The following is a 26,307-nucleotide window of genomic DNA, read 5'->3' on the forward strand; positions in this document are numbered from 1 at the left end:
ACAGCTATTTTCTAAGAGCGACAGTCTTTAGGAACAGACAAACCATAGAAACTCTAGTCCATAGCAGCAGTCAGTCTTTAGGAACGAGCTCTAGTCCATAGGAACGACGAGTATGTCGACGGGAGAAGAGTCTATCAATTGCTTCGAGTGCGAGATGATCTTATGCCAAAAATCATGATGATGACCACAGAGCATTAGATCAATGTTGTGCGTTTTCACAGCATCTTTGAGTTTGTCATTTAAATCACCCGTACCTACAAAAATATGCTGAACCGGCTGTTTAGCGTAAGCCTCAAACTCTCTTAAGTGTTTTATCGCATCATCATTGACAGGTAAGTCACCATTATTTTGCTGAATATCAACGAGTTCTGGGTAGATTTCTCCGTGAGTACCGTCGATATAAACAAACGAAAGTTCCGTTTCTAGTTTGTTCGCGAAGAAGGTTGCTCTATCAATGAGTATTTTCGAGTCATCAGACATTTCAAGTGCGACCAGAATATGTCGGTATTCCATAATTAAAGCCTCTTGTTATTAGTGATGTTACAAGCATAGTTTCTCTCTAAGTAAATGATATCGAAGAGGTCTCATATTGCGTAAAATCATCATTCAAAGATCTTCTAAGTACTCTCGTATTTATATCGCTTTGATTGATAAGAAATTTACAAAAGGTTGTTATAGTGAGGTGAGTTCGATCTTTACGCTTTTTGCTATTAGATAAGCTCGATAGTCCAACTCGTCAATAACCAAGAGGCATTAATGACAGCATTACTCACCATCCCAACTCGAACATTAGGCTTTGACTACGATATTGAGATCCGCGATTGGTCTCAAAAACTTGTCGGTTTTCACGTATTTGAAGATGGTAGACGACCGCTCGATGGTGGTATTGGTTTAAGCCTCAACCTCGTTGAGCAGTTTGATGTGAATGGTCGTTGGTTAGATTCATTGCCAGCTCGTTATCGTGAGATCACCGATGATTTCCCAGAGTATCAATACCAGATGTTGTGGCTCGCGGCGAATACTTATGAAGCTGCTCAACTGCTTGAGTTAAGACCGGTTATCTTGGCGTTAATCTGCATGAAATACAGTGTCGATAATCAGAAAGCATTGGCACTGAGTCGCCTAGGGCAAAAGAGAATCTTAACCAAACTGGGCTTAGACGGCAGTAAAGCGACCCTAAAATTCATCGATAAGCTAGAGCTTCATTACAACGTCGGTGATGAGCTTGACCACATTGTACGAATTCTCGAACCGCTGCAAAGACGTGTTCTTAAATTCAAGCACTATTCCAAAGTTGGCTACACAGCATTACGTTTGGATCAAGTTCATCCATTTCTAACCGGCAGTCGATTGGGCATTGCGATGGTGGAAGAGGGCAGGCTTAATGCGCCTTCAAAAATGGCGATGTTCCAAGATGCGATATTGTTAGGACTAGATTTGGAGATGGATGATCCATTACGCGCCATTACCAGCCAGAACTCATTTGCGATGTTCGAACAACTTCACGATAGATGGACAGAGCAACGTCAACTGCGTCGTTTAGAAGGTAACCGCCCAATGGATAAAGACATTCCTTACCCGGTTCCTTTGCTAGGTAACGACAATATTCATCCGCTTACTGATTACTACGACCTTGAAAAAGAAGGCATGGAGCAAAAACACTGCATTGGTGTTTATCACAATCGAATCATGAGCGATCGCTATGTGGTATTCCGCATGTTCAAACCTCAGCGTTTAACCATTGGCCTACGTCGTGTTCCAAGCAAAGCCTTTCCGTTTGAAATTGACCAGATTTGTGGGAAACGAAATGCACCGCCATCCGAGTCTGCTCGCCAAGTCATCCATGACTGGTTAGAAGCGAGTAAGCAAAAGTATCCTAAGCAATAGCCATGAAGTAGAAGGAGTAGCAGGATGTTTCAACAAGGCGATTTATGTCCGCATTGTGGTTTGATTATTGTCATGCCAACAGATTTGCAAGCCGAATGCTTAGGGTGTGGCGAAGAAATCAATCAAGACCCTGCAGACGATTACGACGGAGAAGAGTAACTTTATCTACACTGATATAAACCAAGGCTAGGATGGCCGTATTAGCCCTTCAAAGGATGGAAAGACATGCAGAAAGTAATCTTTAGAAATTGCGATGAAAGTTCGCCATATTGGAGTGAATTAGAGCGCTTGTTTCAAAGTGAATGGTCGGATTTTAAGTTTAAAGATACCTATAAAGACTGCGTACAACTCCCTCCAGTAATAGTAGTGCTTCGCGATAATGTGGTCATTGGTGGCTTGGCATATTCCCATTTTCAGGAACCTCATCAAGTTCGGGATGTGGTGTGGATTAATGCTGTTTATGTTGATGCTCAATGGCGTGGCCAAGGTATTGCAAGTGAATTGATTAAACGAGCTGTTGAACAAATGCCAGTTTACTATCAATCTCAATCCTCGAAAGAGTCAACGTCTAACTTGTACGCCTATACCAATATTGCGCCTTTGTACCTTTCTCTTGGTTGGTCAATCGTCGAGATTGAAACCGAACCCAATCATCACGTCATGAGCGTTTTGTTTTAGGCTGAATATTCGGAAACAGCCTAACAGCCACGAAACTCTCTGCCTTCCTCATCCATCGATTTATGAGCACCTTTTCATAAATGCTTAAACTTCGTTGCGACAAGATCTTGAATCAATTTTAGATTCATTCTCTAAATTAAACTTCTAACTCTTTAAAATATAGGCATAAATTAGTACGACATTCAGTTTAATCTAAATGAAAATCGTTTGCGTTAGCGTTTTTGCAAGTGTATAAAAGCGTGTCTGTTAATGATTTTATGAATATGTTCGTATTTCATTAATTCTTTAGTGAATGATGTGTTTTAAGGTTGAAGATATGCTCGAAGCAAAGGGACTTGGTTTTAGCGTAGGGGATAAGCAATTGCTCAAGACATTTGATGTGTCGTTTGAGCAAGGAAAAATCTACGCTTTGGTTGGGCATAACGGCTCGGGGAAATCGACCTTATTAAAGTTGTTAGCGAAGCAGCAGCACGCCACTTCAGGCGATATTTTCCTGAAAGATAAAGCGGTCGCTAAATGGTCTGATAAGGACTTCGCACAACAAATTGCTTACTTACCTCAACATTTACCTGCAACCGACAGTTTATCCGGCAAAGACCTGGTGAGCTTTGGTCGCTACCCTTGGCACGGCTTATTGGGTCGACTTTCAAGTAAAGATAAGCAGTATGTTGAAGAGGCGATGCAACTTACCGACACAACGCAATACGCTGATCGTTTGGTGGATACCTTATCGGGTGGTGAACGCCAGCGTGTGTGGCTTGCGATGTTGTTGGCTCAACGCACCAAATACCTTTTGCTCGATGAGCCTTTAGCAGCGCTCGATATCGGCCATCAGATTGAAATGCTGACATTGATTAAGCGTCTGAGTAAAACATTAGAGATTGGCGTGATCATCGTAATTCACGACATCAATATGGCTGCACGTTTCTGTGACCACATTATTGCCTTACATAGTGGCGAGCTATTAGTCGAAGGTGAGGTTGATGAGGTGTTCAAAGAATCGACCTTGAAAGATATCTATGGTGTGCCTATGCACATTACTCAACACTCTGCGGGTTACCCAGTCGCGATGCCTGGTGATTTGGAGCCAGCATGATGCTTAAACAGTCTTTCCAATCAATATTCCATCGCTCGCACGTCACTCGTAATCTTATTTCAAGAGTCGTCATATCGAGCGTACTGGTATTTTCTCCACTTGCGTTAGCCAATCAAGATACATCTGAGTTGAATGATGGCGATCGACCTCGATTAGTTTCCATCGATTGGACTCACACTGAAACGCTTTTGGCGTTGGGCGTTACACCTATTGCTGTCGCGCAAATACCCGATTACAACTCGTGGGTAAAGTCTCCTCAAATTCCCCCAACTGTTGCTGACGTTGGCTTACGAACGCAACCAAACCTTGAACGTATTCATGAGCTCAAACCCGACAAAATATTACTCTCTCCAATGTTTTCAACGTTGGAGACTCAACTAAGCAAAATTGCCCCTGTCACGACCATTGGCTTGTATCGAAGTGGTGATGTCGATTGGTCAGCGTTAGAAACGGTTACTCGAAAGCTAGCAGAGGTCTCTGAGAAACAACCTCAAGCTGAAGTTTTGATTCAGAAAGCGAATGCTGAAATGGATTTTTTAGGATCTCAGTTCCCAAACAATGCGCCTGCAATGTTGATGGTGCAATTCATGGACACCAACCATGTTCGCGTCTTTGGGGACAACAGCCTATACAAAGCTTCAGTAAACAAGATTGGCCTTGAATCAGCATGGACAGGGCAAACCAACGCTTGGGGTTACAGTTTGGTTGGTGTCGATCAACTTATTGGCGTTAAAGGACAAATCGTGATCATTTCTCCAATGCCAGCGGGAACAGAAGAGAGCCTTAAAGCAAATCAGTTTTGGCAATACATTGTGAAAGAGTCGGGCTATCCCGCGTTACAAGTACCAGCGGTGTGGAGCTTCGGCGCGATACCTTCTGCAACACGCTTTGCGCGCTTCATTGTCTCTGAATTGAACCAAGGAGACGTGCTATGAGAGTTCTCTCGTTAGGTGTTATGACTCTTTTATTGGTTTCTACACTGGTGTTAATAGGCCAACACCTATCTGTCTCTCAGTTCGGATTGAGCCGACTTTCTAGCTTGTGGAGTGCTGATTTCACTTCTCCAGACTCAGTGAAACTGCATTTGGCTTGGTGGCCGAGATTATTCACCACACTGTTATCTGGCGCAGCGCTCGCAGTTGCGGGTGTCTTGATGCAACAGGTGCTCAGAAACCCTTTGGCTTCACCGTCTACGTTAGGTGTCGCGAGTGGTTCGAGCTTTGCACTTATGTTAGCGACGCTTTACGCCCCTTGGCTTTTAGAGTGGTCTTATTCGCTGGTGGCGCTTGTTGGTGGCGTAACTACCATTGGTTTGGTGTTTGCTTTGTCTTGGCGACGAGCTTTGTCTCCAACTGTGGTGATTGTATCTGGCTTAGTCGTGAACCTCTATTTTGGCGCTGTGAGTACTGTTTTATTGATGGTGAACCAAGACAAACTGAATGGCTTAATGATTTGGGGCGCAGGTTCATTGGTTCAAACCGGATGGGAAGATGTTCAGTACTTGGCTCCGCGCTTAGCGATTGCGACTCTGATGGCGTTTCTGTTTGTAAAACCACTGAGTTTACTCCAGTTATCAGAACAGGGCGCTAAGAGCTTAGGTGTTTCGTTACCGAAATTGAGAGTTGGTTGTTTAGGGTTAGCCGTATTGTTGACGGCTTGGGTTGTCAGTGCGGTGGGTGTAATTGGATTCGTTGGTTTAGCGGCCCCCGCATTAGCACATTTGATGGGTGTGCACCGTTTAGTTCCTAAGTTATTGGTATCTATGGTGTTAGGCGGCTTGTTGTTAAGCCTTACCGATCTGCTTATTCAACAGTTGCCGGGCATCATGTCTATGTTTGTCCCGACAGGGGCTGCAACGGCTGCGTTAGGTGCTCCACTGTTGTTGTGGTTGCTGCCCAAGTTATCAATGAAAAGCCAGTCACAAACACAAACTGTATTAACGCGTCATAAGGAAGTAGCTTCTCGCTTAAACAAGCATTCAGTGGTATTGGCCAGCTTGTTTATTGCGATATCGCTGGTCGTGTTTAGTTTGTTCTCTGTACAAACTGAAGGTTGGCGTTGGTTATTTCAAAATCAAGACTGGGCAATGCTTGAATGGCGTTTACCTCGATTAACGGCAGCGGCATTGGCGGGCAGCATGTTGGCAGTAGCAGGTACGATCGTTCAGCGTTTGAGTGGCAACCCAATGGCTAGCCCAGAAGTGATTGGTATCAGTTCTGGTACGGCATTAGGTTTGATCATCGCAATCTTTGCGGGCTTTGGCAGCAGCGTGGTTGGCCTTTATGTCGGTGGCTTTATTGGCGCGGTCTGTACTTTGGGCATCATTGTCGTGCTTAACCAGAAGTCGGGTTTCCAACCGGAAAGAGTATTACTAACCGGCGTTGCGATAACGGCACTGATGAACGCTGTGCAAAGTTTTGTACTGGCAGGCGGTGACCCAAGAAGTTATCAAGTTCTGGCTTGGTTGGCAGGTTCAACGTATTACGTCACCGAAGCAACACTCGTTCCGTTACTGATATCTTCGGTTGTATTTATCTCGTTAGGTTTCCTCTGTGCGCGATGGTTGGATGTGTTGCCATTAGGGCAGGCGAGTGCGCAATCTCTTGGTATTAATGTATCAAAATCTCGAATTATATTGTTGGTGCTGGTGGCATGTTTAACCGTGAGCGCAACACTGGTGGTGGGCCCGTTAAGCTTTATCGGTTTGATGGCTCCACACATGGCGAGATTATTTGGTTATAGCCGTGCTAAAGAGCATCTGATCTGTTCTTCGTTAATTGGTATGGCACTGATGTTGTTCTCGGATTGGCTCGGTAGACAGTGGCTTTACCCACAAGAGATCCCGGCAGGTTTGGTCGCTTCGATTATCGGTGGCATGTACTTGATGTGGGGCTTAAGAAGGTTATAGCAGTCGCTGTAGTCCTTGCTGTCATTGTCGTTACTTATCGCGATTACTGAACACTAGTAACGGGTTTCTGTTGAATGAACGGGTTGAGCTTTTAAAGGCCAAGACTAAACAACAAGATTATCGTGCTTGGTTTATACGGGTTTATCTTTTTCTTTATTGATAATGATAATCACAATAATAATTAATTGAATGGTGTGTATGAAATGGGTTTGATCCTATTGCTGGCTGAAAAACAGAAAAAATCACTGTTGTTCGTGATCTTATTGAGTATTGCGAGTGCGTTTCTGAGCGTTGGCGTGATCGCGTTTATTCAGCATAAGTTACTTGAAAGCAATGGGTCACTTTCCAATACCCTAATTCAGTTTAGTTTGCTGCTGATTGGTTTGTTGGTGACAGCTACCGTTGCTCAAGTCGCTCTCCATAAACTGGGACACAAATTCGTTTATAACAAGCGTTGTGAATTGGTCTCTCAACTATTGAATACCGATATTGAACAAGTCGAGAAGGTTGGAAGTGCGGGGGTACTCGCGTCACTGAACACAGACATTCGAAATATCACTATCGCGTTCGTACATTTGCCTGAGCTGATTTATGGCTTGGTGTTAACGGTGGTGGCATTGGTCTACCTGGCTTTTTTGTCTATGCCTCTGTTTGGTGTCAGCGTTTTAATGCTGTCGTTAACCGGTGTCATTGGCTATCTACTTGTTACGCGCATCACTAAACACGTTAAACAGGTTCGTGAGTACGACGACAAGTTGTATCACGATTACCAGTCCTTGATTGATGGACGTAAAGAGCTGTCTTTAAATCCATTCAGAGCCAAGCGTTACTTTGATGAAACTTTTTCAGTCAATGCTGAAGGTTACAGAAATGAAGTGACACAGGCCGATATCCTAAATGGTTTCGCTGCCAACATGGCGAACACCGTGGTATTGGCGCTGATTGGTTTGAATTTTTACCTATCGACTGGCTTAGGTTGGGCGACATTAGAAGTCGCGTCTACATTCGCATTGGTCGTGTTGTTTATGAGAACACCATTGATGTCTGCAGTAGGTTCAATTCCAACCTTGATTACTGCCAATATTTCTATGAAGAAGTTGTCGTCGTTAGAGTTGAGTACCGATCGAAGCTTGAGTCCGAAATCGGCAAAAACCAAAGTATTCAGTTCACTAGAACTCGTGGGGGCTCGCTATCGATATCGCTCAGATTCTGATGGTGACGCATTCGGCGTAGGTCCAATCGATTTCAAAATAGAACGCGGTGAACACATCTTCATTATTGGTGGCAATGGCAGTGGTAAATCGACCTTTGCTCGTTTGCTTACTGGGCTCTACCGACCGCATTCTGGCCAAGTCTATGTTGATGGTAATCAGGTGACTCAAGCGCATTGGCAAGATTATCGCCATCAATTCTCGGCTGTATTCAGCGATTTTCATTTATTCCATCAAATTGTCGATGGTGAAGGTCAAGACATCGATAGCAAAGATATTGACGAATGGATGGTACGTCTTGAAATGGCACATAAGGTCGATCACCAGCAAGGTAAGTTGAGTGATGTTCGCTATTCACAAGGTCAACGAAAGCGACTGGCACTGATGATGTCAGTACTCGAAAAACGCGGTTGTATTCTGCTTGATGAATGGGCCGCTGATCAGGACCCACGCTTTAGAAAACTGTTTTACCGTCAGTTATTGCCACTGCTTAAACAACGTGGCGTGACTGTAATCGCGATTACTCATGATGACGCTTATTTTGATGCCGCAGACCGCATTTTCAAAATGGATACCGGCAATCTTATTGAGCTGAGTAAAGGGAATTTGGCTCAAGCGCACCAAGCACTAGAAAGTGTTGTCGCTTGAGTTTTTAAGAGCCGAGTTAGGCTCAAATACAAACAATTGATTAATAAAAATCACAGTGATTGTTTGTGTTTTATTGCAATTGGTTCATAGCCGTATTGAAGGAGAAATATATGAATCGGCACTTTATGCGCACCCCAACAGCACTTGCGGTCGCTTTAGTTATAACGTCAGGAATGGTTCAGGCCAACGAAGATGAAACCGTTGTTGTTATTGGACAGCAGCTTGAAGACAGCTCAATAGGTCCAGATTTTAGTTACGTTGGATTAAGTAGTCGTACTGCTACAAAAACTGATGTTGCGATAGGCGAGACACCACGTGCGATCTCGATTGTGACTCGTGAACAGATGGACGACCGAGCGTCAATCAGTATTGCCGATGCATTACAGTACACGCCAAGTATCCAAGCAAACTATTTTGGTGAGGACAACAAGCAAGATTGGTTTGTTATCCGCGGCTTCGAGCAAGCTAACAGTGGTTTGTATCAAGATGGGACGCGCCTGTATTCATCGGGTTTTTACAGTTGGCAAATTGACCCATTTGGTTTGGAACGTGTAGAAGTACTGCGTGGTCCTGGTTCTGCATTATATGGTCAAACTCCTCCGGGAGGTGTGATTAACGTAGTCAGTAAGCGTCCTCAATTTGACGGTGGTTCTGGTCAATTTGCTATTGAATACGGTACTGATGATCGCAAGCAAATTAGCTTAGATGTGAACTCTGAAGTTAACGATAAAATGGCGTTTCGCCTGCAGGCGCTTGGTCGTAAAAATGGCAGTCGTGTCGATGGTGTAGAAGCTGAACGCATTTTTATTGCTCCTTCTCTTGCTTATAAATTCACAGACGACACAAAAATCACTTTGTTAACCAGTTACCAAAAAGATGATTCTGATCCATATTTGCAATTCCTGCCAATGGAAGGGACTTTAACGTCAAACCCAAACGGAAAAATCAGTGATAGTACTGCGGTAGGTGATACAGATTGGGAAACGTTCGAGCGTGAACAGCTGTCGGTGGGTTATGAATTTGAACATCATTTTAATGAACGTACTTACTTCATGCAGAACACACGTTATAGCAAGATGGATATCAACCTTCGTCAAATGTATACGGTAGGCTTCCAATTAGACCCGACAAAAACCTCTATACTTCGTGGAGCAACCACAGAGGAGGGGACCTCAGATGCGTTCAACGTTGACAATAGAATTATACATAATTTCGAAACAGGTATTGTAGAGCATACTCTGCTGGCTGGTATTGATTTCCAAAATATTGATATTGATAGTAAAGACTATCCTACTGACGGAGTTGCACATAATCTTGGTTCAGATCCATTTGTCGCTGTTGACGGAAATTTACTGTTTAACATTTTTAACCCTAGTTACGGCGGTAATGTGGCGTTGGTCAATCCTACCAATCAACAACCATATACAGAATCAGATCGTGAAACGACTAAGACGAAAAATAATCAATTAGGCCTCTATTTACAAAATCAAATGATGATTGCAGACAAGTGGGCTGTTCAGATTGGTGTTCGTTATGATGATTCTCAAAATAAGACACATAACACGACCACTGGCGCTAAAACTAAGGTCGATAATGAAGAGTGGACAACTAACTTTGGTGTTGCTTACTTGATGGATAGTGGCTTCACACCTTATGCAAGTTATGCTCAATCGTTTAACCCAATTATCGAAATTGATGCCAACGGAGATCCTGCGAAGCCAGAACGTGGTGAACAGTATGAAATAGGTTTGAAGTACCAACCGCATAGCTTTGAAGGTTACTTCAACATTGCCGCGTTTGAAGTGTCGAAAGAAAACTTAAAGCGTATCGTTAGCAGCCAGTTAACGCAAATTGGTGAAGTACGCAATCGTGGTATTGAGCTTGAAGCCGTGGCCGATGTAACGGATGAATTCACCTTGATTGGTAATGTGTCATTCATCGATTCTGAAATTACCGAAGATGTAAACAGCAGTCATGTGGGTAATACTCCTTCACAAATTGCTGATCAGCTGGCTTCGGCTTGGGCAAACTATCGCTTCTTGAGTGGTCCCTTCGATGGGCTAACAGTCGGTGCAGGTGCTCGTTATGTTGGTGATTCTTACGCCGACAACACGGAGACGAACAAGGTACCTTCTTACACCTTGTTTGATGCAACCGTCAGCTATCGTGTTGAAGATTACAAGTTCCAGATCGCAGCGAAGAACTTAGCGGACAAAGAATACGTTGCTACTTGCTCTGGGTCTTGTTTTTACGGCGATCGCCGTAACGTGATTGCAAGCGTAACCTACGACTGGTAACGTAACTTTATAATCAGTGATTACTAGTTTATGAGCACTCAGTCCAACGGGCTGGGTGCTTTTTTTATACTAGGGTAATCATTCTTAGCTTCGCTAGAAATGTTGAAATCTGTGAAAGTTTTGTTTTGAAATGCTGCAACTACCGCCTTTAAATCAAACAACTCGCTGTTGATTAAAACGATCACTACGATTTATTGCAGCAGTTGTTGAGCACAAAGCCTATATTGACTAGAATGGCGCACTTTTTTTATTTACGTACATACAGGTAATGAACATGAGCGATACTAATTCAAAACCAGCTTTACCAGATCATCTAGCAGGTAACCCACGCAGCCCACACCACGTGGCTGAGTGTTTCGAATACCCAATCGGCATTCGTCTAAATGGTAAAGAGCGTACTGATGTTGAAGAATACTGCATCAGCGAAGGTTGGGTTAAGATCCCTTCTCCAAAAGCGCTAGACCGCCGTGGTCAGCCAATGCTTATTACTCTAAAAGGCTCTGTAGAAGCTTTTTACATCGAAGAATAATCGCTTTGTGTGACGAGCTAATGCTTCGTGTAGTTAGCAAATGTTTTGCCTAATTAGCCAACATAAAGTCACTAAGAGTTATTACTTGAAAGGGTCTAGAGAAATCTAGGCCCTTTTTGTTTGCATTAATGCTGGCGAACTTGTTTAACCAATAACCAATAACCACCTCCATAACTTCACAAAGCTTATTAAACTTGTCGACGTCTACTATGCATACGTAGGAATAATGCGCTTACTGCTGGTTGATTTATGTTCGCTCGCTCGTTTTGGGTTGATTCACATTCGAAATTACTGCTGATAAATTAACCCATCAAAAACAAAAATATGAAGCGTAGTCTAATTAAATGAAACTAAAGTGCTGTATTTAAGGTTATTTATTGTTAATGGCTATCTCTATCACAGAAAATAATCCTGAAGCACATACAATTCCCAGGCTTTCGAATGAGCGCTACACTTTTTTCGTTCGAGCATTCTATTTCTATCGCCCAATACACATGAGGTTCCTATGTTTGGAATATTCAAACCTATGGCGCATATCGATCGCTTATCTACCGATAAGATCGATAGCACCTACACACGATTACGATGGCAGCTTTTTCTCGGTATCTTTGTTGGTTATGCGGGGTACTATTTAGTCCGCAAAAACTTCAGTTTGGCGATGCCATACCTGATTGAGCAAGGGTACAGTCGAGGAGAGCTAGGGATTGCTTTAGCCGCAGTATCCATCGCTTACGGTTTATCTAAGTTTTTAATGGGCAGTGTTTCTGATCGCTCTAATCCTCGTTATTTTCTCAGTGGCGGCTTGTTAATGTCGGCATTGGTCATGTTCTGCTTCGGATTCATGCCATGGGCGACAGGCAGCATCACTGCGATGTTTATCCTGCTGTTCTTGAATGGTTGGTTTCAGGGCATGGGCTGGCCAGCTTGTGGGCGAACCATGGTTCACTGGTGGTCGCGTAAAGAACGTGGCGAGATAGTGTCGGTATGGAACGTTGCTCACAACGTGGGCGGCGGCTTGATTGGCCCGATGTTCTTATTGGGACTGTGGGCTTTTAACGATGATTGGCGAACCGCTTTTTATGTTCCTGCATTTTTTGCCACTCTCGTTGCTATCTTCGTTTGGTTTACGGTAAGAGACACGCCTCAATCTTGTGGTCTACCACCGATTGAAGAACACAAAGACGATTACCCAGACGACTACGATACGTCTCACGAGAAAGAAATGACGGCGAAAGAGATCTTCTTTAAGTACGTTTTCTCTAACAAGTTACTGTGGTCAATCGCGATTGCTAATGCGTTTGTTTATCTTATCCGCTATGGCGTACTTGATTGGGCTCCAGTTTACTTAAAAGAAGCGAAAGACTTCTCTGTAGATAAATCCTCTTGGGCTTACTTCCTGTATGAGTGGGCAGGTATTCCTGGCACGTTATTGTGTGGTTGGATTTCAGATAAATTGTTCAAAGGTCGACGCGCTCCAGCAGGGATCCTGTTTATGGTTCTCGTAACTGTCGCAGTGTTGGTGTACTGGTTGAACCCAGCGGGTAACCCAACGGTTGATATGTTGGCACTGATTGCGATTGGCTTCCTTATTTATGGTCCAGTAATGCTAATAGGCTTGTATGCACTTGAACTTGCACCAAAGAAAGCGGCAGGTACAGCGGCTGGCTTAACGGGTCTATTTGGTTACCTAGGCGGGGCAGTTGCTGCCAATGCGGTGCTTGGTTTCATGGTTGACCATTACGGCTGGGATGGCGGCTTCATGATTTTGGTCGGAGCTTGTGTTGCTTCAATAATTTGTCTGCTTTACGCCTTCCTCGGTGAGCGTGCGCACCATAAACAAAAAGATCTCGAACGAGAGAAAGAAGCGCTAACTCAGTAGTTTGTTAGCTGAACCACACCATACTAATAACAACAGAGGCAGGTATATCCTGCTTCTGTTTTATCAAGGGAAACAATAATGAAAACAACGTCACTGTCTCTGACTTTATTAGCACTTAGCTTATCTGCAAATGCGTTCGCCGATCCTTTAGTGATTGCACATCGCGGTGCTTCTGGTTATTTACCCGAGCATACATTACCGGCTAAAGCACTCGCTTACGCAATGAAACCTGACTATATCGAACAAGATGTAGTGATGACCAAAGATGACCAATTGGTGGTTTTGCATGATCACTATTTAGATCGCGTCACTGATGTTGCTGACCGCTTTCCAGACCGTGCACGAGCAGATGGCCGCTATTACGCGATTGATTTTACGCTTGCCGAGATCAAATCATTAAAAGTGACTGAAGGCTTTAACCTAGATGACCAAGGTAATCGAGTGGCTGGGTTCCCAGCACGCTTCCCTATGTGGCAGTCTGATTTTCGTGTCGCTACCTTTGCTGAAGAGATCGAGCTGATCCAAGGCTTAAATAAGACCTTAGGTTATGACGTGGGCATCTATCCTGAAATTAAGGCACCTTGGTTCCATCGTCACGAAGGCAAAGACATCTCTAAAGCTGTGCTCGCGACTTTGCAACAATATGGGTATTTATCGAAAGACGACAAAGTGTATTTGCAGTGTTTCGACGCCAATGAATTGCAACGCATTAATGATGAGTTAATGCCAGCTATGGAAATGGATCTTAAGCTCGTTCAGTTGATGGCTTACACAGACTGGAATGAAACCATGACTTACAAGGGCGATAAAGCGACGCCGTACAGCTATGACTGGATGTTTGAGAAGGGCGGAATGGCAAAAGTCGCTAGCTATGCTGATGGTATTGGCCCATGGAAACCTATGCTGGTGGACGATGCATCGACCAAAGATAACATCATTATTAAACCATTGATGAAGTCAGCAAAAGACGTTGGCTTAGACGTTCACCCGTACACGTTCCGTGCTGATCCAGGAAGAATCCCAGCTTATGCCGATAATTTTGATGGCATGTTGGATGTCTTTTACAATCAAGTAAAAGTCGATGGTGTGTTTACCGACTTCCCAGACAAAGCGGTCGACTTCTTAAAACGTTAATTTCCTGCTCAGTTACGAGGTACTAGTAACGAGATACGAAGAGCTAAAAGCACAGCCTAAAGGCGCTTTTAGCTTTTTTTTACTTTTTGGCTCTTCTTGTACTGGCCTCGAAATCCTTCCGATATTCCTCTTTCTCAGCCCACACTTTGATATTCACTCGGTTTACAGCAATAACCTGACTTGATAGGTTACTCCCAATGCAGCCAGATGCTTAATCTATAAGTGTTTATCGGCTCAACCTAATATTGAATTTGGAAAGATCATGGAAGAAAGAAGCAAAGCTTATCTCGATAGCTACCTCAACACATTGCCAGTAGACGTTGCTTCGCAATATACCTCCTTTAGTGCTGATTATTACTGTGCTGATGAATACAACGCCAACCTCTGCGCTCAGTTGATTCTCAAAGGTGAAAAACAAGCGTCCTGCAGCCTTGAACATTGGTACAGCCATGAAGGCGAGACGAGACCAGTAGTTGGTCACTTGCAAGTCGTCACCGATTGGGATGGCAAGCCCGTCTGTATCGTTGAGATCACGTCGGTGTCGTCGTGCAAATACAACGAAGTGAGTGCGGAGTTTGCTGCTGCAGAAGGCGAGGGTGACAAAACACTAGAATGGTGGAGAAAAGCACACTGGAATTTCTTCTCACGTGAATGTGAAGAACTCAAGATATCACCAAGTGAAGACATGTTACTTATGTTAGAGCGCTTCAAAGTAGTTTATCAACAGTGAAGCCCCAGCGAGTGCCGTGTTGAATCTCGATACATGGCACTTTGATCTTCATTTGACCAATACAAGATAACTAACAATCACAAGGAGAGTGATGTGAAAATAGCGATATTGGATGACTACCAGAACGTCGTTAAAGACCTCGATTGCTTCAACAAACTCGAACAACACGATGTCACTGTATTTACCGAAACTTATTCAGAGCAAGATCTTGTCGCTAAGTTGATCTCGTTTGAAGCCATTGTACTCATTCGTGAAAGAACCGAGATCACCGAATCTTTGTTATCGCAGCTCCCAAACCTCAAGCTCATTAGCCAGACGGGCAAAGTGAGTAATCATATCGACCCACAAATGTGCGAACGATTTGGTGTTACTGTGTTAGAAGGCCGAGGCTCGCCAGTCGCCCCCTCTGAATTATGCTGGGCGTTGATTATGGCTGCATCGCGCCACATTCCCACTTATGCTTCAAACCTTAAGCAAAACCAGTGGCAAGATTCTGGCTCGCTAGGGTTAGGTCGAACTTTGAAGGGCTTGAAGCTAGGTATTTGGGGCTACGGAAAAATCGGAAAATGCATTGCACAATATGCCCAAGTATTTGGGATGTCTGTGGTAGTGTGGGGCAGCCAAGCTTCACGTGATCAAGCACAAGCGGATGGATTAGAAGCAGCAACAACCAAACAAGACTTCTTTCGAGAAGTTGACGTGCTTTCTTTGCATTTGCGTTTGAATGATGTCACCAGAGGATGTGTTACGGCACACGACCTCAGCTTGATGAAGCCGAACTCATTGTTTGTGAACATCAGTCGTGCCGAGTTAGTCGAACCGATGGCTCTGTATCATGAATTACGCGAGGTACCGACCAAAACTGCCGCTATTGATGTGTTCGATTGTGAGCCAGTAACTACAGGCACTGAACCGCTACTGTTCTTAGCAAACGTCACTGCAACTCCACATTTGGGCTATGTTGAACAAAATAGCTACGAACTCTACTTCGATATCGCCTTCGACAACATTCTGTCCTATCAAAGGGATGGCCTATAAAGGCGCGATGACTAATGCAGGAGGCAAGATGACAAAGCTAATCGAATTAACAGAAATAGTCTTATTCGACTGGGGCAATACGCTGATGGTCGATTTCCCAGACGCTCAAGGGAAGATGTGTGACTGGGAAACCGTACAAGAAGTGAGTGGTGCTCGTGCATTACTGGCTCAACTCTCCAAAAATCACCAAGTTTATGTTGCCACCAACGCTGGTGATTCCAGTAAAGACGACATCATTAGCGCCTTCGAGCGTGTTGGCCTGTCTCAATATATCTTGGGTTACTTTTGTAAGGCGAGCATTGGCTTTTCTAAGTTCGATTCGGGGTTCTATCCTGCCATTATTTCTAAGCTCGGTGTTGCACCACAAGACATCACCATGGTAGGCGACACTCTAGAGAAAGACATTTACCCAGCACTTGAAGCGGGTTTGAAAGCGGTGTGGTTGAACACGGAAGGAGTTGAGCTTAAGTCACAGCATCCACGTATCGTGCAAGTTCAGTCCCTAAGCGAACTGTTGGAGAAGCGCCATGGATGACCATTCAGAGATCTGGCGTCAGTATTACCAAAAAGCACTAAGCAAACCTCATTTAAAGAGAACTGAATTCGCAATCAAACTGAATGAGTCAGGCTTAAATGTTTCGATTGATTGTGGTTGTGGAACAGGTAGTGACATCGCTTTTTTAGAACAACAAGCGTATCAAGTGTATGGCTTCGACGTTAATCCTGATTCGATTGCAATATGTCGGGATCGTTTTGGTTGCAAATCTTTGGTCGAGATATCTGAAAGTGGATTTGAATACTATGATTACCCGAAATCTGGCGTAGTGATTGCCAATTCGAGTCTTTTTTTTGCTGACCCAACGCGTTTTGACGGGGTTTGGCACAATATTGAAAACTGCCTTGAAGTGGGGGGCGTATTTGCGGGTGATTTCATGGGCGTCGATGACAGTTGGGCACATGGCTATCGAACCCCAACAACGCCGTTAACGAAAGCCAAAGTACTCAGCTTATTCAAAGACTTTGAGATAGTACGATTCCATGAGCGAGACGAACAAGCACTCACGTCGCTGGGTAGGGTGAAGCATTGGCACACTTACTCGGTCGTTGCGATTAAACGCCGTTAAAATGTCAGTAACTAAAACTTGTTCGGATGCTTGTCTGTTTTGACGCAAGCCTCTCATCTCTTTGCTGTTTAATCTTCTAAGCTAACTTTAGTTTCCACTATGAGGGCTAGGTTATGAGTATCGAACGTCATGGAATATCGGTTGGAATTGAACGTGTTAGCGGTGAAACTATCGTTGTGTTCAAAGCGAAAGGCAAACTCACACACGATGACTATCAAGCAATGATGCCAATTCTAAATACCACGCTAGAAGAACTCGATTCATCGAAACTCAAGATGCTGGTCGACATTTCCACCTTAACGGGCTGGGAGCTACGTGCTGCTTGGGATGATTTCAAACTGGGATTAGAGCTCAATTCGAAGATAGACAAAATCGCGATTTATGGTGATAAAAGCTGGCAAGAAATGGCATCAAAAGTCGGCAGTTGGTTTGTGTCGGGTGAGATTAAGTCATTCGAAGATCATGACTCTGCGCTTAAGTGGCTAGTCGATTGATACTATTCGCGGGCAGCTCGAGAGCAGTTCGTAAACATCGCAATGACAGTTGATGAGCATAGTCTCGAACGCTGTCATTTTTCGTTTTGGCGATGACATTTCCTATTCGATTCAATAGAGTATATTCATTGCAGCGTGTAACATACGCAGGCTTTGTTTGGTCGCGGCTAATGGTGTGGCTAGATTCAGTAATAACGAGAACTAAAACAGAAATAAGGTCTAACGACATGCATAAGGTAATTGATAAGCTGGCTTGGATATTCATCAAAGACGGCAAGTTGTTGATGGTGAGATCAAAAGGCAAAGAACTGTTCTACCTACCGGGTGGTAAGCGCGAAGCTGGCGAAAGTGACGAGCAAGCACTGGTTCGCGAAATCAAAGAAGAGATCTCAGTAGATTTAGTGCCTGATTCAATCAAATACGTTGAAACGTTTACAGGCCAAGCTGATGGCAAAGCGGAAGGCGTATCAGTGCAATTGACTTGTTACCTTGCTGATTATACTGGTGAACTGTCTCCAGATGCCGAAATCGAAGAGCTTAAGTTTGTTGATGGCAACGACAGAGCGGTATGCTCATTGGCGGCACTGGTTGCGCTTGATTGGTTAGAAGCGAACCAGTATTTGTCTTAAGGTTTTAGCGGCTACTAGCTAATACTGAAGATTGATCTTCAAAAGATCATCGCTTACGAATAGCTTGAAGGGCGGCTGTCTTTCATCAACAGGTCGAGTTTCCTTTGAGCTTTCTTCGTGTCTTGTAAATCCACCACCTCAATCATTTCACACTCATCTCGTACCATCTCATTAATCAGGCTTGGATAGTGTCTGCAATCTTCTGGTCGGTCTAAGTAAATGCTGCATGTGTACTTGGCTTGAGCCTTGGTGTCTTTCGTCGGAACTAGCTCTAGAAAAGGGCAACGACTTAAACGTTCGCCAGATTTAGGATCAAACCAGATCTCACTACCGCGAACATATTCAAACATGTCTGGATTGAACAGCTCCCACAAATCAATCTCTTCTTGAGTCGCGGCAAGGTCACCATCTCCATATTTGATACAGCATTTTCCGCATTGATTACAATTTTTCATTAGTGACTTCATTGGTTGGTGAGCTTTTGTCATTTTACCACTGATAGCCGTGGCACGTTGATTTTGTTGTCCATCACTCGGAAACTCAAAGGAGCAACCTGATTTGATATTCATTTATCTAAGTCACAACACTGCAAACAGGGATGTAAACAGTGATACAATTTGCGCCTAGCAAGTCATTAAAACAAAGGCATAAAAATGAGAACCGTATACACCACTGAAGGCGACATTAACGCAATGAAACAGAAAGACGCTTACCCAAAGTTGGCGCTATGTGATAACTGCGTTCGAGACTATGTGGTGATTGCTCAAGGTGAACGCACCTATAAGCCTTGTGCGAAATGTGGTGCAGACGATTAATGCGCCTTGATAAATACCTTTGTAAAAGCACAGAACTAACAAAACTCGAAGCCGTTCAGCGAATCCAAAACGGTGAGGTGAGTGTGAACAGTGTGGTTGTGCTAGACGAGTCTACTCAGGTTCATGAAAGTAACGCTATCCTGCTTAATGGTGATGCATTAACGCTACGAGAGTTTAGATACATCTTAATGCACAAGCCTGCGGGCACCATCTGTTCCAATATCGACGAAGTGTACCCATCGCTTTTCAATTACCTAGAGTTAGAGAAAGCATCAGAACTGCACATCGCAGGGCGCTTAGATGCCGACACAACAGGCTTAGTCTTGATTACCGATGATGGGCGATGGTCATTCAACATCACTCTGCCAACCAAGTCATGTAAGAAGGTATATCGCGTGACATTGTCACGAGATATCAAAGATGATGTCGCTGACAAGTTCAAAGCGGGCATTCAATTGCAGGGCGAACAAAAACTGACGCGTCCGGCAGAACTCGAAGTGATTACCAGTAAAGAAGTGCTGTTGACCATTACAGAAGGTAAGTTTCATCAAGTAAAACGAATGTTTGCTGCGGTAGGGAATCGAGTTGTTGGACTACACCGTGAGCAGATTGGTGATGTTCGTTTAGATGTTGAAGCAGGTCAGTGGCGTTATCTAACTAAAGCCGAAGTCGACTCATTTCAGCAAGACTCTCAATAAGAGCTCGGAATAAACGCCGCAACTACTTAAAGCGTTAAGCGTGTCAGCACCAGAATATCAACACTATAAGGATGTAGGATGGAAAACCTCAAAGTCTCAGAAATTAAGTCTTTTGTACCCGCGAAAGACTTCGATTTATCCAAGCGTTTTTACCAGTCAATCGGCTTCGAAGTGATGTCTGAATTTCACGATATCGCCTATCTGCGTCACGGCAGTTGTGCCTTCCTTCTGCAAAACTTTTATGAACCTGCGCACTGTCACAATTACATGATGCACTTGCTGGTTGAAGACGTAAAAAGTTGGTATCAACACATCCAAAACTCTAATGTAGTGTCGGAATTTGAAGTTACCGTTTCCGAGGTTGTTGAACAGCCTTGGGGAATGCTTGAGTTTTGTATCACTGACCCAAGTGGTGTGCTGTGGCGTGTGGCTGAAAACATCAGGTCGCGCTGATTCATCCAACTTGCATTGAGGCCAGTGAAAACTTCAAATTATCCATCTGTTTCTTTATTTATGCCGACATAAGGCAATGATCAAATAGGTTCAAACATGGATATAAAGGCTAAAATGCACAGCCAAGACGTTTACTACTGTGACGACGTTGACTTGGTTGCTGAGCAAACTCAATGCTTAGAAGTGCTATACGATTTCAACCACACTCGTCCTAGTGAAGGGGATAAACGACAACAAATCATGAAGCAACTGTTCGCCGAAGTCGGTGAGGGCTGCTACATCGAGCCGCCGTTACACGCGAACTGGGGGCGTCACACCCACCTAGGCAACAACGTATACGTGAACTTCAATCTAACTCTGGTCGACGACACAGACGTATTCATCGGCGACAACGTGATGATTGCGCCTAACGTGACCATTGCCACTGGTACACACCCCATCAGCCCAGAACTCAGGCTAAAAGCAGCGCAGTTCAATGTTCCCGTTCGTATTGGTAACAATGTATGGCTTGGCGCGCACACCGTCGTACTTCCTGGTGTCACCATTGGTGAAAACTCAGTAATAGGTGCTGGCAGCATCGTCACCAAAGACATCCCAGCCAATGTCGTCGCAGTCGGTAACCCATGCCGTGTGGTACGCGAAATCAACGAACGCGACCGAGAGTATTACCACAAAGATCGCCGCATTCCCGATGAATTAAAGTAAGCGACTTTTCACACGCCTGAAATTAGCCGTGACATAAGTTATTGTTATGCAGTGGTTTAGTTGCATATTACTTGTGCATCTTAGAAACTAGACAGAATTAGTCAGTATTATAAGTGCAGAATTTTTCTGTTTGATAGCTGTTATATGTACAGGGAGTTTCAATGAAGGGTTTTCTCAAAGGGATTTTAGCTTATCTTGTTGTGATCTCGGTAGCTCTGCTAATTTCTCGCAATTTTTTTGATTACCTATCCACAATAGACTTGGTTGACTACATTGCATATGCCGGGGTTTTACTTGTTGTATTGGCAGGCATTACATTTGATGGTAACAATCCAGCTAATCAAGACTTTTTATCGTTAATGATTCATCGTGAACTTGTGTCCCGAACCAATGACTTTCAAGACGAAAGTAATAAAGTAAGTTTTGCAGTTAATGTCGGATTGATAGGTATATTTTTACTTATTACTAGTGGTGTAATGGCTTGGCATATTAGTAAGTAAAACATATAACAAGGCGCCTAAATCTGAATTGTAAACGCGTGCCGAACTCGCTTCGCTCAGACATGACACAAACCCACTCACAGCGTAGCTAAGCGTTATGCCTCGTAATTCTTCCAGAGTTAAAGCAACTACTCATATCGAGTCTTAATAGTTTGTTTAGGTTCACGGTGCCTTTCTTAACTATTTGGTAGAGTGACATTTCAATGAGCATGGAGGTTTTGTAATGGGAACTGTAATCGGTTTGGTGATTCTAGCTGCTATAGATTGGTATCTCTTTCGTAAAACAGGGCTCCATATTCATAAATGGATCTCTAAAAAGTATGCCGCGTATCTGTCGGATAAGGGAAACAAAAAATAGCCTTTTCTTATTAAGTCATCGGTATAAAAAACGTTATCTGCTATTCATTTTACACACATTGCAAAGATTGGAGGATTCATGAAAGGTAAAGGAAAGTGCCTATGTGGCTCGGTTGAGTTGGAAGTAGAGTACGCCAGTAATGAATTGGGGGCTTGTCATTGTAGTATGTGTAGAAATTGGTCTGGCGGTCCAATGTTAGTCATTGATTGCTCTGATTCTGTCAAAATATCAGGTGAATCAAATGTAGTGAGATATAAGTCATCCGATTGGGCTGAGAGAGGGTTCTGCGGTAAATGTGGTACTCACTTGTTTTACTTTCTGGTGCCAAATAATCAGTATCACCTTCCTGTCGGTTTATTGATGTCTGGGGATGACTACAAGTTAACTCATCAGATATTCATCGATGAAAAGCCCGAATACTACGAATTTAAAAATGAAACACAAAATATGACTGGTGCAGAAGTATTTGCCCACTTTGAAAGTGGAGAGTAGCACTTAGTTTTTGTTGGCTTAAGACTAATTCCCAACACTCGGCATTTTTTAGTTTCGGTCGAGTTTTGTGTTTGCGGTGCAATGGTTTTGGTGAGGTGGTAGCGTTGCCCACGCTTAACCTCCCAGCATCAACCCCCAATTTGAAGTGACTCGAAACTCGATTGTGTGAACTGCTAATAGTTGAATGGTTACTCTAAAGTACACTGAGTTTTCTAACGGCTCTTAGGGGGGCAGAAATGACAGATATGGCAATATCAAGCTACCTTGGCTGGTTGTTACTTCTTATAGGTTGTTATCCTTTCTGCCTTGTTGGTGTCAGTATGTTTTTCTATGATGCAGAGCGTAAACAAGCATTAAGGTGGTTGAACGGCGTTAGTTTTCTATTAGCTGCATTCCTTCTTTACATGCATATGCAGACAGAAGTCATCTATGGTCGGGAACTGCTGGAAGCCTGGTATCGTGATAACCCAGAAGATAGGCCTCAGTAGAAAGTAAATATCAAGTGCTTAATATCCATATCTGCATATAAGAGTGATGCTAAACACTGGCACTTCTCGTTCGAGTTACTTTAGTGTATCGACACGATGGTTGAGGTGGTTGCGATGTCAGCCACTTAAAGTGACTATAACTCTTCTAACCAATAGTGCTTATCGGAGTGAACCATGTTCTCTTACCAAGTATAGCTCACCATTTTTGGCATCAACTACGTACGGTTTTTGACTGGTTAAAAGAGTTACTTAATGTTGATAATTACTTAGGTTACTATTTAGCTCAGTATTGATTTGATATACCAAATTTTTGGACGAAGGTTATGAGAAAAATAATATTAAACATTGTCTTACTATCGGTGTTTGTTGCGTCTTTATTTCTAACAATTTCATCAGCAATAGACATTTCAAAAGAAGTGACAGTAAAGCTCCATGAGTTTGATTGGAGTGGTGTCTCCGGTGTAATGGACATGGTCATGGTTATTTTAACTTTCGTCTTACTGGTTGGACTGAAACAAGGTTCGAAATCTATTGAGGAATCGACCCGAAGTCGTAACGCCGAATTGTTGAATTGGGCGATGGAAGAGATGTCAGCATTAAAACCTGCGATTAGGTTGGTGACAGACGCTCACAAAAGAGAGCCTTATAGTCAGGTGACTAGTGACGTTAGTGTGGATTATGTATCGACATGGAGCAAAGAAGAATTACAAGCAGCTCAAGCTGTAAGTGTCGCGTTGCAGAGAATGGGGTACTTTGCTACTCATGATTTGGTATCAAAAAAGCATTTTCTGAATCTTTGGGGGCCTTTATATCTATCATGTTGGTATTCACTTGAAGGTTGGGTTAAACATAAGCGACTTCAACTTGATGAACCTTTTGATATCGCTGATGGTGCATACTCGAGACTGTACTTTGAAAAATACGCTATGTACTGTGAAGAAAAGTTACCGCCTTTGTTATTGAATAATACAAGAAGGCAGTTTGGCTTAGAGCCAATGGTTCAACCCAAAGCCCACATTAAGTTGGGCATAAAATTGAAAGCAAGGCTCACAGAAAAGGTTGATATCTAACTATTCACCTCACAATACTTTTTGGAATCAAAGGGGCTTGTTAGCTTGATCAACACATAAATGCTAAGAGTGTATTGGCTGATCGTATATTGAAGAATGTTTCTTCAAAGGGAGATGCATGTCATTGGTTATGTGTAATGGAGAGAATAAGGGAATAACGAAAGTATTAATTGCGGGGGCTAGTGGATACATTGGTCGTCACGTTACATCGCTATTCACAAAAAGTGGCTTTGAAGTTTTTACATACGGTAGAGACAAAGTCGTCACACCTCCTATAGTTGGGTTAATAGAAGATAGAGCTGACTTTGAAGGCTTCTTTGACGTGGTTGTGAATTGTGCGCGTCCACATTGGTCACAATTCTCCGCACATGAAATTGCCGATGTGGAGCAGGAATTGCTCTCTGAGTTAGACTTACTTGCCGCTAAAGGAGCAACAAAGATACATACATCAGGTGTTTGGCTATTTGGCAACGCCTCTAGCGCTGATTTGAGACAGTTTAGACTGAAACCCTTAGACGCCGTTAGATTAGACGTAGAAACGATACATAGTGCTATTAGAAACCGGTGGCACATCGTTTACTGTCCTAGTTTGGTTTATGGCGGTGAGGGTTGTCAGCTAAAACGAATTGTAGAATCTTTCTCTAGCCAAACGATTGAAGTACGTATGCCGTCTATCGGCTTTAACCAATATGTTCATGTTTACGACATTGCGCGGTTCTATCTACTTTTGGCGCAAGGCCGGACGTTAGAAAAGCAGCATTTTATTGCTGAGACGCAAGGCTATAGCCCTGCAGAGTTCGCTCGACTCTTACTAGCTGCAAAAGCGGTAACAAAAGTACGAAAGATCCGTTGGGAAGAGTTTGAGGTAGAAAACGGTTCGTTAGCTGTAGAAGTCGAGAAGATGAATCTTACACTTCCAATTAGTTATTCGTTTGAGGCTACTGAGTCAATTAGTGAATATATTGAAAATTACATATAGTTGAGTGCTTATTTCTAATTACCAACCCTAGGTACTTTTAGTTGAGTTTAGTCTCTCCGGCGTCTGTACTTAAGTTAATCGGTAGCGTCACAATAATTTCCTTTCGTAACAGATATGAAGCTACCGAGTCGCAGGAATAGATCTTTTTGTAGAGCTGAGTCCGAGGTCAACGTTATCTTTGAGTTAGCTCTATATCATTGAATGACAAGCGTGCGTCACACCTTTGTTTGGCGTGAGGATTAGTTCAAACATGGAGTGAAAATATGAAGTCAGACTTTTCAAAACTTGCGACAACCGATTACGGAAACATACTAAGTAACGACCACTTTATTAATTTTAGTATTGGTCCTCTTTGGCAGGGAATGCCACGAATTTGTGGAGAAGCGTTTACTGTCCAGTTAACGTCTGGTGATAATTTAATGCTTCATTCAGCCATATACGAAGCACCAGAAGGTTCCATCATTGTAGTGGATGGAGTTGATAGCGAATATGCAGTAGCCGGCGGTAATGTATGCGCAGTCGCTAAGAGTCGAGGTATCAAAGGTTTTATTATTGATGGTGTCATTCGAGATTTGACTGAAATTTCAGATATGAAGTTTCCAGTTTTTGCGAAAGGTGTTCATCCAGTACCGGGAAAGAAAGAGATCTATTCTGAATTGGGCGCTCCGATCACTTGCGGGGGAGCAAAGGTGTCTACGGGAGATATCATTGTTGCTGATGTAGAGGGTATTGTCGTTATTCCTAAATCAAGAAAAGATGAAGTGTTTCTAATGGCTTCAAAGAAAGCAAGTGACGAAGCTTCATTAACACTCGCTGAGTGGGAAACGAGTCATAGGGCTAAAATAGCCCAAGCAATAACGTCTGCGAAACAAAAAACTTAATTGGTGCAGCAAGTTGATTTGTAATGCGTGGCATTTGTCATCAATTAACAGGCGTTAGGCGACAACGAATAAATTCATCCATGGAGAAGAGAGTGATCGTACGGACTGCGACGAAAGAAGACTCAAGTGTCTTGTTAGAGTTTATTGAACAAAAAGCTGACTTTGACCGGAGTATGAAAGGGTTTAGTGGTGAAATCTCGACAACTATAGAGAAAATCGAACGCACATTATTTGGTGATTACGCATTTGCCCATGCATTAATATTAGAACGGAATTGTGAGCCTTTTGGCTTCGCACTGTATCACTATCGATATTCATCCTTCAGTGGAGAGCCATCAATCTGGCTTGACGACCTATTGGTTACAGGAAATCAAAGATCACAAGGGTATGGCCGTGAACTTATGTTGGCTTTAAAGTCACAAGCGGAGTCATCATATGCCTCTCACATCTCATGGACGGCAAGTCCACATAATAAGAAAGCGCATGATTTCTACAAAAGGTTGGGTGCAGAGGTTGAGCGAATGGATGGTCAAAGACCTTATTTCCGTTGGGCAATGTGCGATTCGTAAATGAATCAAAAGGGAAC

At 43.3% G+C, this 26,307-nt stretch carries 30 protein-coding genes; 28 read left to right on the top strand and 2 right to left on the bottom strand.

Annotation, left to right across the window (positions count from 1 at the left end; genetic code table 11):
• Positions 1-90: 90 nt before the first annotated feature.
• Positions 91-513 (bottom strand): universal stress protein, encoded by a 423-nt coding sequence (locus NX845_RS02585; RefSeq protein WP_004733915.1) that lies wholly within the window; start codon positions 511-513, stop codon positions 91-93.
• A gap of 243 nt (positions 514-756) precedes the next feature.
• Between NX845_RS02585 and NX845_RS02590 the strand changes: the two genes are divergently transcribed.
• The 17 genes from NX845_RS02590 (at position 757) to NX845_RS02670 (ending at position 18,282) form a co-directional block, all read left to right on the top strand.
• Positions 757-1,887 (top strand): PcfJ domain-containing protein, encoded by a 1,131-nt coding sequence (locus NX845_RS02590; protein WP_017078070.1) that lies wholly within the window; start codon positions 757-759, stop codon positions 1,885-1,887.
• A 24-nt stretch (positions 1,888-1,911) separates the two neighbouring features.
• Positions 1,912-2,046 carry a hypothetical protein gene (locus tag NX845_RS02595; RefSeq protein WP_258183185.1) on the top strand — a complete coding sequence of 45 codons (135 nt, stop codon included), beginning with the start codon at positions 1,912-1,914 and terminating at the stop codon, positions 2,044-2,046.
• 66 nt (positions 2,047-2,112) lie between these two features.
• Complete coding sequence (locus tag NX845_RS02600; RefSeq protein ID WP_017094388.1) at positions 2,113-2,565, top strand: GNAT family N-acetyltransferase; 453 nt, start codon at positions 2,113-2,115, stop codon at positions 2,563-2,565.
• A 316-nt stretch (positions 2,566-2,881) separates the two neighbouring features.
• Positions 2,882-3,661 (top strand): ABC transporter ATP-binding protein, encoded by a 780-nt coding sequence (locus NX845_RS02605; protein WP_260256495.1) that lies wholly within the window; start codon positions 2,882-2,884, stop codon positions 3,659-3,661.
• Entirely contained in the window at positions 3,658-4,596 is a 939-nt protein-coding gene (locus NX845_RS02610; protein WP_260256496.1) for an ABC transporter substrate-binding protein, read from the top strand. Before NX845_RS02605 ends, NX845_RS02610 begins: the two co-directional genes overlap by 4 nt.
• On the top strand, positions 4,593-6,569 hold the full coding sequence (gene fhuB, locus NX845_RS02615) for a Fe(3+)-hydroxamate ABC transporter permease FhuB (RefSeq protein WP_260256497.1): 1,977 nt from the start codon (positions 4,593-4,595) through the stop codon (positions 6,567-6,569). The genes NX845_RS02610 and fhuB overlap by 4 nt, the downstream gene beginning before the upstream one ends.
• A 203-nt stretch (positions 6,570-6,772) precedes the next feature.
• Entirely contained in the window at positions 6,773-8,428 is a 1,656-nt protein-coding gene (locus tag NX845_RS02620; protein WP_102575903.1) for a multidrug ABC transporter permease/ATP-binding protein, read from the top strand.
• 125 nt (positions 8,429-8,553) lie between these two features.
• Positions 8,554-10,725 carry a TonB-dependent siderophore receptor gene (locus NX845_RS02625; protein WP_102575902.1) on the top strand — a complete coding sequence of 724 codons (2,172 nt, stop codon included), beginning with the start codon at positions 8,554-8,556 and terminating at the stop codon, positions 10,723-10,725.
• 274 nt (positions 10,726-10,999) lie between these two features.
• A complete protein-coding gene (locus NX845_RS02630; RefSeq protein WP_004733911.1) occupies positions 11,000-11,254 on the top strand; it encodes a DUF3297 family protein in 255 nt (84 codons plus the stop codon).
• A gap of 505 nt (positions 11,255-11,759) precedes the next feature.
• Positions 11,760-13,133 carry a glycerol-3-phosphate transporter gene (gene glpT, locus NX845_RS02635; protein WP_017083570.1) on the top strand — a complete coding sequence of 458 codons (1,374 nt, stop codon included), beginning with the start codon at positions 11,760-11,762 and terminating at the stop codon, positions 13,131-13,133.
• Positions 13,134-13,211: 78 nt separating this feature from the next.
• Positions 13,212-14,267, top strand: a complete 1,056-nt coding sequence (gene glpQ / locus NX845_RS02640) for a glycerophosphodiester phosphodiesterase (protein ID WP_017096159.1) — start codon at positions 13,212-13,214, stop codon at positions 14,265-14,267.
• Between the two features lie 262 nt (positions 14,268-14,529).
• Entirely contained in the window at positions 14,530-14,997 is a 468-nt protein-coding gene (locus NX845_RS02645) for an ASCH domain-containing protein (RefSeq protein WP_182796892.1), read from the top strand.
• A gap of 93 nt (positions 14,998-15,090) precedes the next feature.
• Complete coding sequence (locus NX845_RS02650; protein ID WP_260256498.1) at positions 15,091-16,035, top strand: D-2-hydroxyacid dehydrogenase family protein; 945 nt, start codon at positions 15,091-15,093, stop codon at positions 16,033-16,035.
• 28 nt (positions 16,036-16,063) lie between these two features.
• Positions 16,064-16,570 carry an HAD family hydrolase gene (locus NX845_RS02655; RefSeq protein WP_260256499.1) on the top strand — a complete coding sequence of 169 codons (507 nt, stop codon included), beginning with the start codon at positions 16,064-16,066 and terminating at the stop codon, positions 16,568-16,570.
• Positions 16,563-17,159: a class I SAM-dependent methyltransferase gene (locus tag NX845_RS02660; RefSeq protein WP_260256500.1), complete on the top strand. Its 597-nt coding sequence runs from the start codon at positions 16,563-16,565 to the stop codon at positions 17,157-17,159. The genes NX845_RS02655 and NX845_RS02660 overlap by 8 nt, the downstream gene beginning before the upstream one ends.
• Before the next feature lie 113 nt (positions 17,160-17,272).
• Positions 17,273-17,653 carry an STAS/SEC14 domain-containing protein gene (locus NX845_RS02665; RefSeq protein WP_017059209.1) on the top strand — a complete coding sequence of 127 codons (381 nt, stop codon included), beginning with the start codon at positions 17,273-17,275 and terminating at the stop codon, positions 17,651-17,653.
• A gap of 227 nt (positions 17,654-17,880) precedes the next feature.
• On the top strand, positions 17,881-18,282 hold the full coding sequence (locus NX845_RS02670) for an NUDIX domain-containing protein (protein WP_102500521.1): 402 nt from the start codon (positions 17,881-17,883) through the stop codon (positions 18,280-18,282).
• Between the two features lie 53 nt (positions 18,283-18,335).
• On the opposite strand, the gene NX845_RS02675 is transcribed toward NX845_RS02670, so the two are convergent.
• Entirely contained in the window at positions 18,336-18,737 is a 402-nt protein-coding gene (locus tag NX845_RS02675) for a YkgJ family cysteine cluster protein (RefSeq protein WP_260256545.1), read from the bottom strand.
• A 198-nt stretch (positions 18,738-18,935) separates the two neighbouring features.
• On the opposite strand from NX845_RS02675, the gene NX845_RS02680 reads away from it, so the two are divergent.
• From NX845_RS02680 to NX845_RS02730, 11 genes are all read left to right on the top strand, one after another.
• Complete coding sequence (locus NX845_RS02680; RefSeq protein ID WP_260256501.1) at positions 18,936-19,097, top strand: hypothetical protein; 162 nt, start codon at positions 18,936-18,938, stop codon at positions 19,095-19,097.
• Complete coding sequence (locus tag NX845_RS02685; RefSeq protein WP_260256502.1) at positions 19,070-19,795, top strand: pseudouridine synthase; 726 nt, start codon at positions 19,070-19,072, stop codon at positions 19,793-19,795. Before NX845_RS02680 ends, NX845_RS02685 begins: the two co-directional genes overlap by 28 nt.
• A 78-nt stretch (positions 19,796-19,873) precedes the next feature.
• A complete protein-coding gene (locus NX845_RS02690) occupies positions 19,874-20,248 on the top strand; it encodes a VOC family protein (protein WP_017099885.1) in 375 nt (124 codons plus the stop codon).
• 96 nt (positions 20,249-20,344) lie between these two features.
• Positions 20,345-20,953: a sugar O-acetyltransferase gene (locus tag NX845_RS02695; RefSeq protein WP_048664954.1), complete on the top strand. Its 609-nt coding sequence runs from the start codon at positions 20,345-20,347 to the stop codon at positions 20,951-20,953.
• 161 nt (positions 20,954-21,114) lie between these two features.
• Positions 21,115-21,453: a hypothetical protein gene (locus NX845_RS02700; RefSeq protein ID WP_065681862.1), complete on the top strand. Its 339-nt coding sequence runs from the start codon at positions 21,115-21,117 to the stop codon at positions 21,451-21,453.
• Positions 21,454-21,889: 436 nt separating this feature from the next.
• Positions 21,890-22,303 carry a GFA family protein gene (locus tag NX845_RS02705; RefSeq protein ID WP_050645193.1) on the top strand — a complete coding sequence of 138 codons (414 nt, stop codon included), beginning with the start codon at positions 21,890-21,892 and terminating at the stop codon, positions 22,301-22,303.
• 236 nt (positions 22,304-22,539) lie between these two features.
• A complete protein-coding gene (locus tag NX845_RS02710) occupies positions 22,540-22,791 on the top strand; it encodes a hypothetical protein (protein WP_065681861.1) in 252 nt (83 codons plus the stop codon).
• 323 nt (positions 22,792-23,114) lie between these two features.
• Positions 23,115-23,861, top strand: coding sequence for a hypothetical protein (locus NX845_RS02715; RefSeq protein WP_065681860.1), 747 nt, complete (start codon positions 23,115-23,117; stop codon positions 23,859-23,861).
• A gap of 118 nt (positions 23,862-23,979) precedes the next feature.
• Complete coding sequence (locus NX845_RS02720) at positions 23,980-24,840, top strand: NAD(P)-dependent oxidoreductase (protein ID WP_065681859.1); 861 nt, start codon at positions 23,980-23,982, stop codon at positions 24,838-24,840.
• A 263-nt stretch (positions 24,841-25,103) separates the two neighbouring features.
• The gene (locus NX845_RS02725; protein WP_065681858.1) at positions 25,104-25,721 is read left to right on the top strand and encodes an RraA family protein; all 618 of its coding nucleotides are present in this window, start codon (positions 25,104-25,106) and stop codon (positions 25,719-25,721) included.
• Positions 25,722-25,801: 80 nt separating this feature from the next.
• The gene (locus tag NX845_RS02730) at positions 25,802-26,290 is read left to right on the top strand and encodes a GNAT family N-acetyltransferase (protein WP_029406105.1); all 489 of its coding nucleotides are present in this window, start codon (positions 25,802-25,804) and stop codon (positions 26,288-26,290) included.
• The last annotated feature ends 17 nt before the right edge of the window (positions 26,291-26,307 follow it).

The organism is Vibrio sp. NC2 (assembly GCF_025195005.1).
GTDB classification, from domain to species: domain Bacteria; phylum Pseudomonadota; class Gammaproteobacteria; order Enterobacterales; family Vibrionaceae; genus Vibrio; species Vibrio splendidus.

Coding starts and splice junctions, on each gene's coding strand:
- NX845_RS02585 (WP_004733915.1), bottom strand. CDS start 513: ATGGAATACCGACATATTCTGGTCGCACTTGAAATGTCTGATGACTCG.
- NX845_RS02590 (WP_017078070.1), top strand. CDS start 757: ATGACAGCATTACTCACCATCCCAACTCGAACATTAGGCTTTGACTAC.
- NX845_RS02595 (WP_258183185.1), top strand. CDS start 1,912: ATGTTTCAACAAGGCGATTTATGTCCGCATTGTGGTTTGATTATTGTC.
- NX845_RS02600 (WP_017094388.1), top strand. CDS start 2,113: ATGCAGAAAGTAATCTTTAGAAATTGCGATGAAAGTTCGCCATATTGG.
- NX845_RS02605 (WP_260256495.1), top strand. CDS start 2,882: ATGCTCGAAGCAAAGGGACTTGGTTTTAGCGTAGGGGATAAGCAATTG.
- NX845_RS02610 (WP_260256496.1), top strand. CDS start 3,658: ATGATGCTTAAACAGTCTTTCCAATCAATATTCCATCGCTCGCACGTC.
- fhuB (WP_260256497.1), top strand. CDS start 4,593: ATGAGAGTTCTCTCGTTAGGTGTTATGACTCTTTTATTGGTTTCTACA.
- NX845_RS02620 (WP_102575903.1), top strand. CDS start 6,773: ATGGGTTTGATCCTATTGCTGGCTGAAAAACAGAAAAAATCACTGTTG.
- NX845_RS02625 (WP_102575902.1), top strand. CDS start 8,554: ATGCGCACCCCAACAGCACTTGCGGTCGCTTTAGTTATAACGTCAGGA.
- NX845_RS02630 (WP_004733911.1), top strand. CDS start 11,000: ATGAGCGATACTAATTCAAAACCAGCTTTACCAGATCATCTAGCAGGT.
- glpT (WP_017083570.1), top strand. CDS start 11,760: ATGTTTGGAATATTCAAACCTATGGCGCATATCGATCGCTTATCTACC.
- glpQ (WP_017096159.1), top strand. CDS start 13,212: ATGAAAACAACGTCACTGTCTCTGACTTTATTAGCACTTAGCTTATCT.
- NX845_RS02645 (WP_182796892.1), top strand. CDS start 14,530: ATGGAAGAAAGAAGCAAAGCTTATCTCGATAGCTACCTCAACACATTG.
- NX845_RS02655 (WP_260256499.1), top strand. CDS start 16,064: ATGACAAAGCTAATCGAATTAACAGAAATAGTCTTATTCGACTGGGGC.
- NX845_RS02660 (WP_260256500.1), top strand. CDS start 16,563: ATGGATGACCATTCAGAGATCTGGCGTCAGTATTACCAAAAAGCACTA.
- NX845_RS02665 (WP_017059209.1), top strand. CDS start 17,273: ATGAGTATCGAACGTCATGGAATATCGGTTGGAATTGAACGTGTTAGC.
- NX845_RS02670 (WP_102500521.1), top strand. CDS start 17,881: ATGCATAAGGTAATTGATAAGCTGGCTTGGATATTCATCAAAGACGGC.
- NX845_RS02675 (WP_260256545.1), bottom strand. CDS start 18,737: ATGAAAAATTGTAATCAATGCGGAAAATGCTGTATCAAATATGGAGAT.
- NX845_RS02680 (WP_260256501.1), top strand. CDS start 18,936: ATGAGAACCGTATACACCACTGAAGGCGACATTAACGCAATGAAACAG.
- NX845_RS02690 (WP_017099885.1), top strand. CDS start 19,874: ATGGAAAACCTCAAAGTCTCAGAAATTAAGTCTTTTGTACCCGCGAAA.
- NX845_RS02695 (WP_048664954.1), top strand. CDS start 20,345: ATGGATATAAAGGCTAAAATGCACAGCCAAGACGTTTACTACTGTGAC.
- NX845_RS02700 (WP_065681862.1), top strand. CDS start 21,115: ATGAAGGGTTTTCTCAAAGGGATTTTAGCTTATCTTGTTGTGATCTCG.
- NX845_RS02705 (WP_050645193.1), top strand. CDS start 21,890: ATGAAAGGTAAAGGAAAGTGCCTATGTGGCTCGGTTGAGTTGGAAGTA.
- NX845_RS02710 (WP_065681861.1), top strand. CDS start 22,540: ATGACAGATATGGCAATATCAAGCTACCTTGGCTGGTTGTTACTTCTT.
- NX845_RS02715 (WP_065681860.1), top strand. CDS start 23,115: ATGAGAAAAATAATATTAAACATTGTCTTACTATCGGTGTTTGTTGCG.
- NX845_RS02720 (WP_065681859.1), top strand. CDS start 23,980: ATGTCATTGGTTATGTGTAATGGAGAGAATAAGGGAATAACGAAAGTA.
- NX845_RS02725 (WP_065681858.1), top strand. CDS start 25,104: ATGAAGTCAGACTTTTCAAAACTTGCGACAACCGATTACGGAAACATA.
- NX845_RS02730 (WP_029406105.1), top strand. CDS start 25,802: ATGGAGAAGAGAGTGATCGTACGGACTGCGACGAAAGAAGACTCAAGT.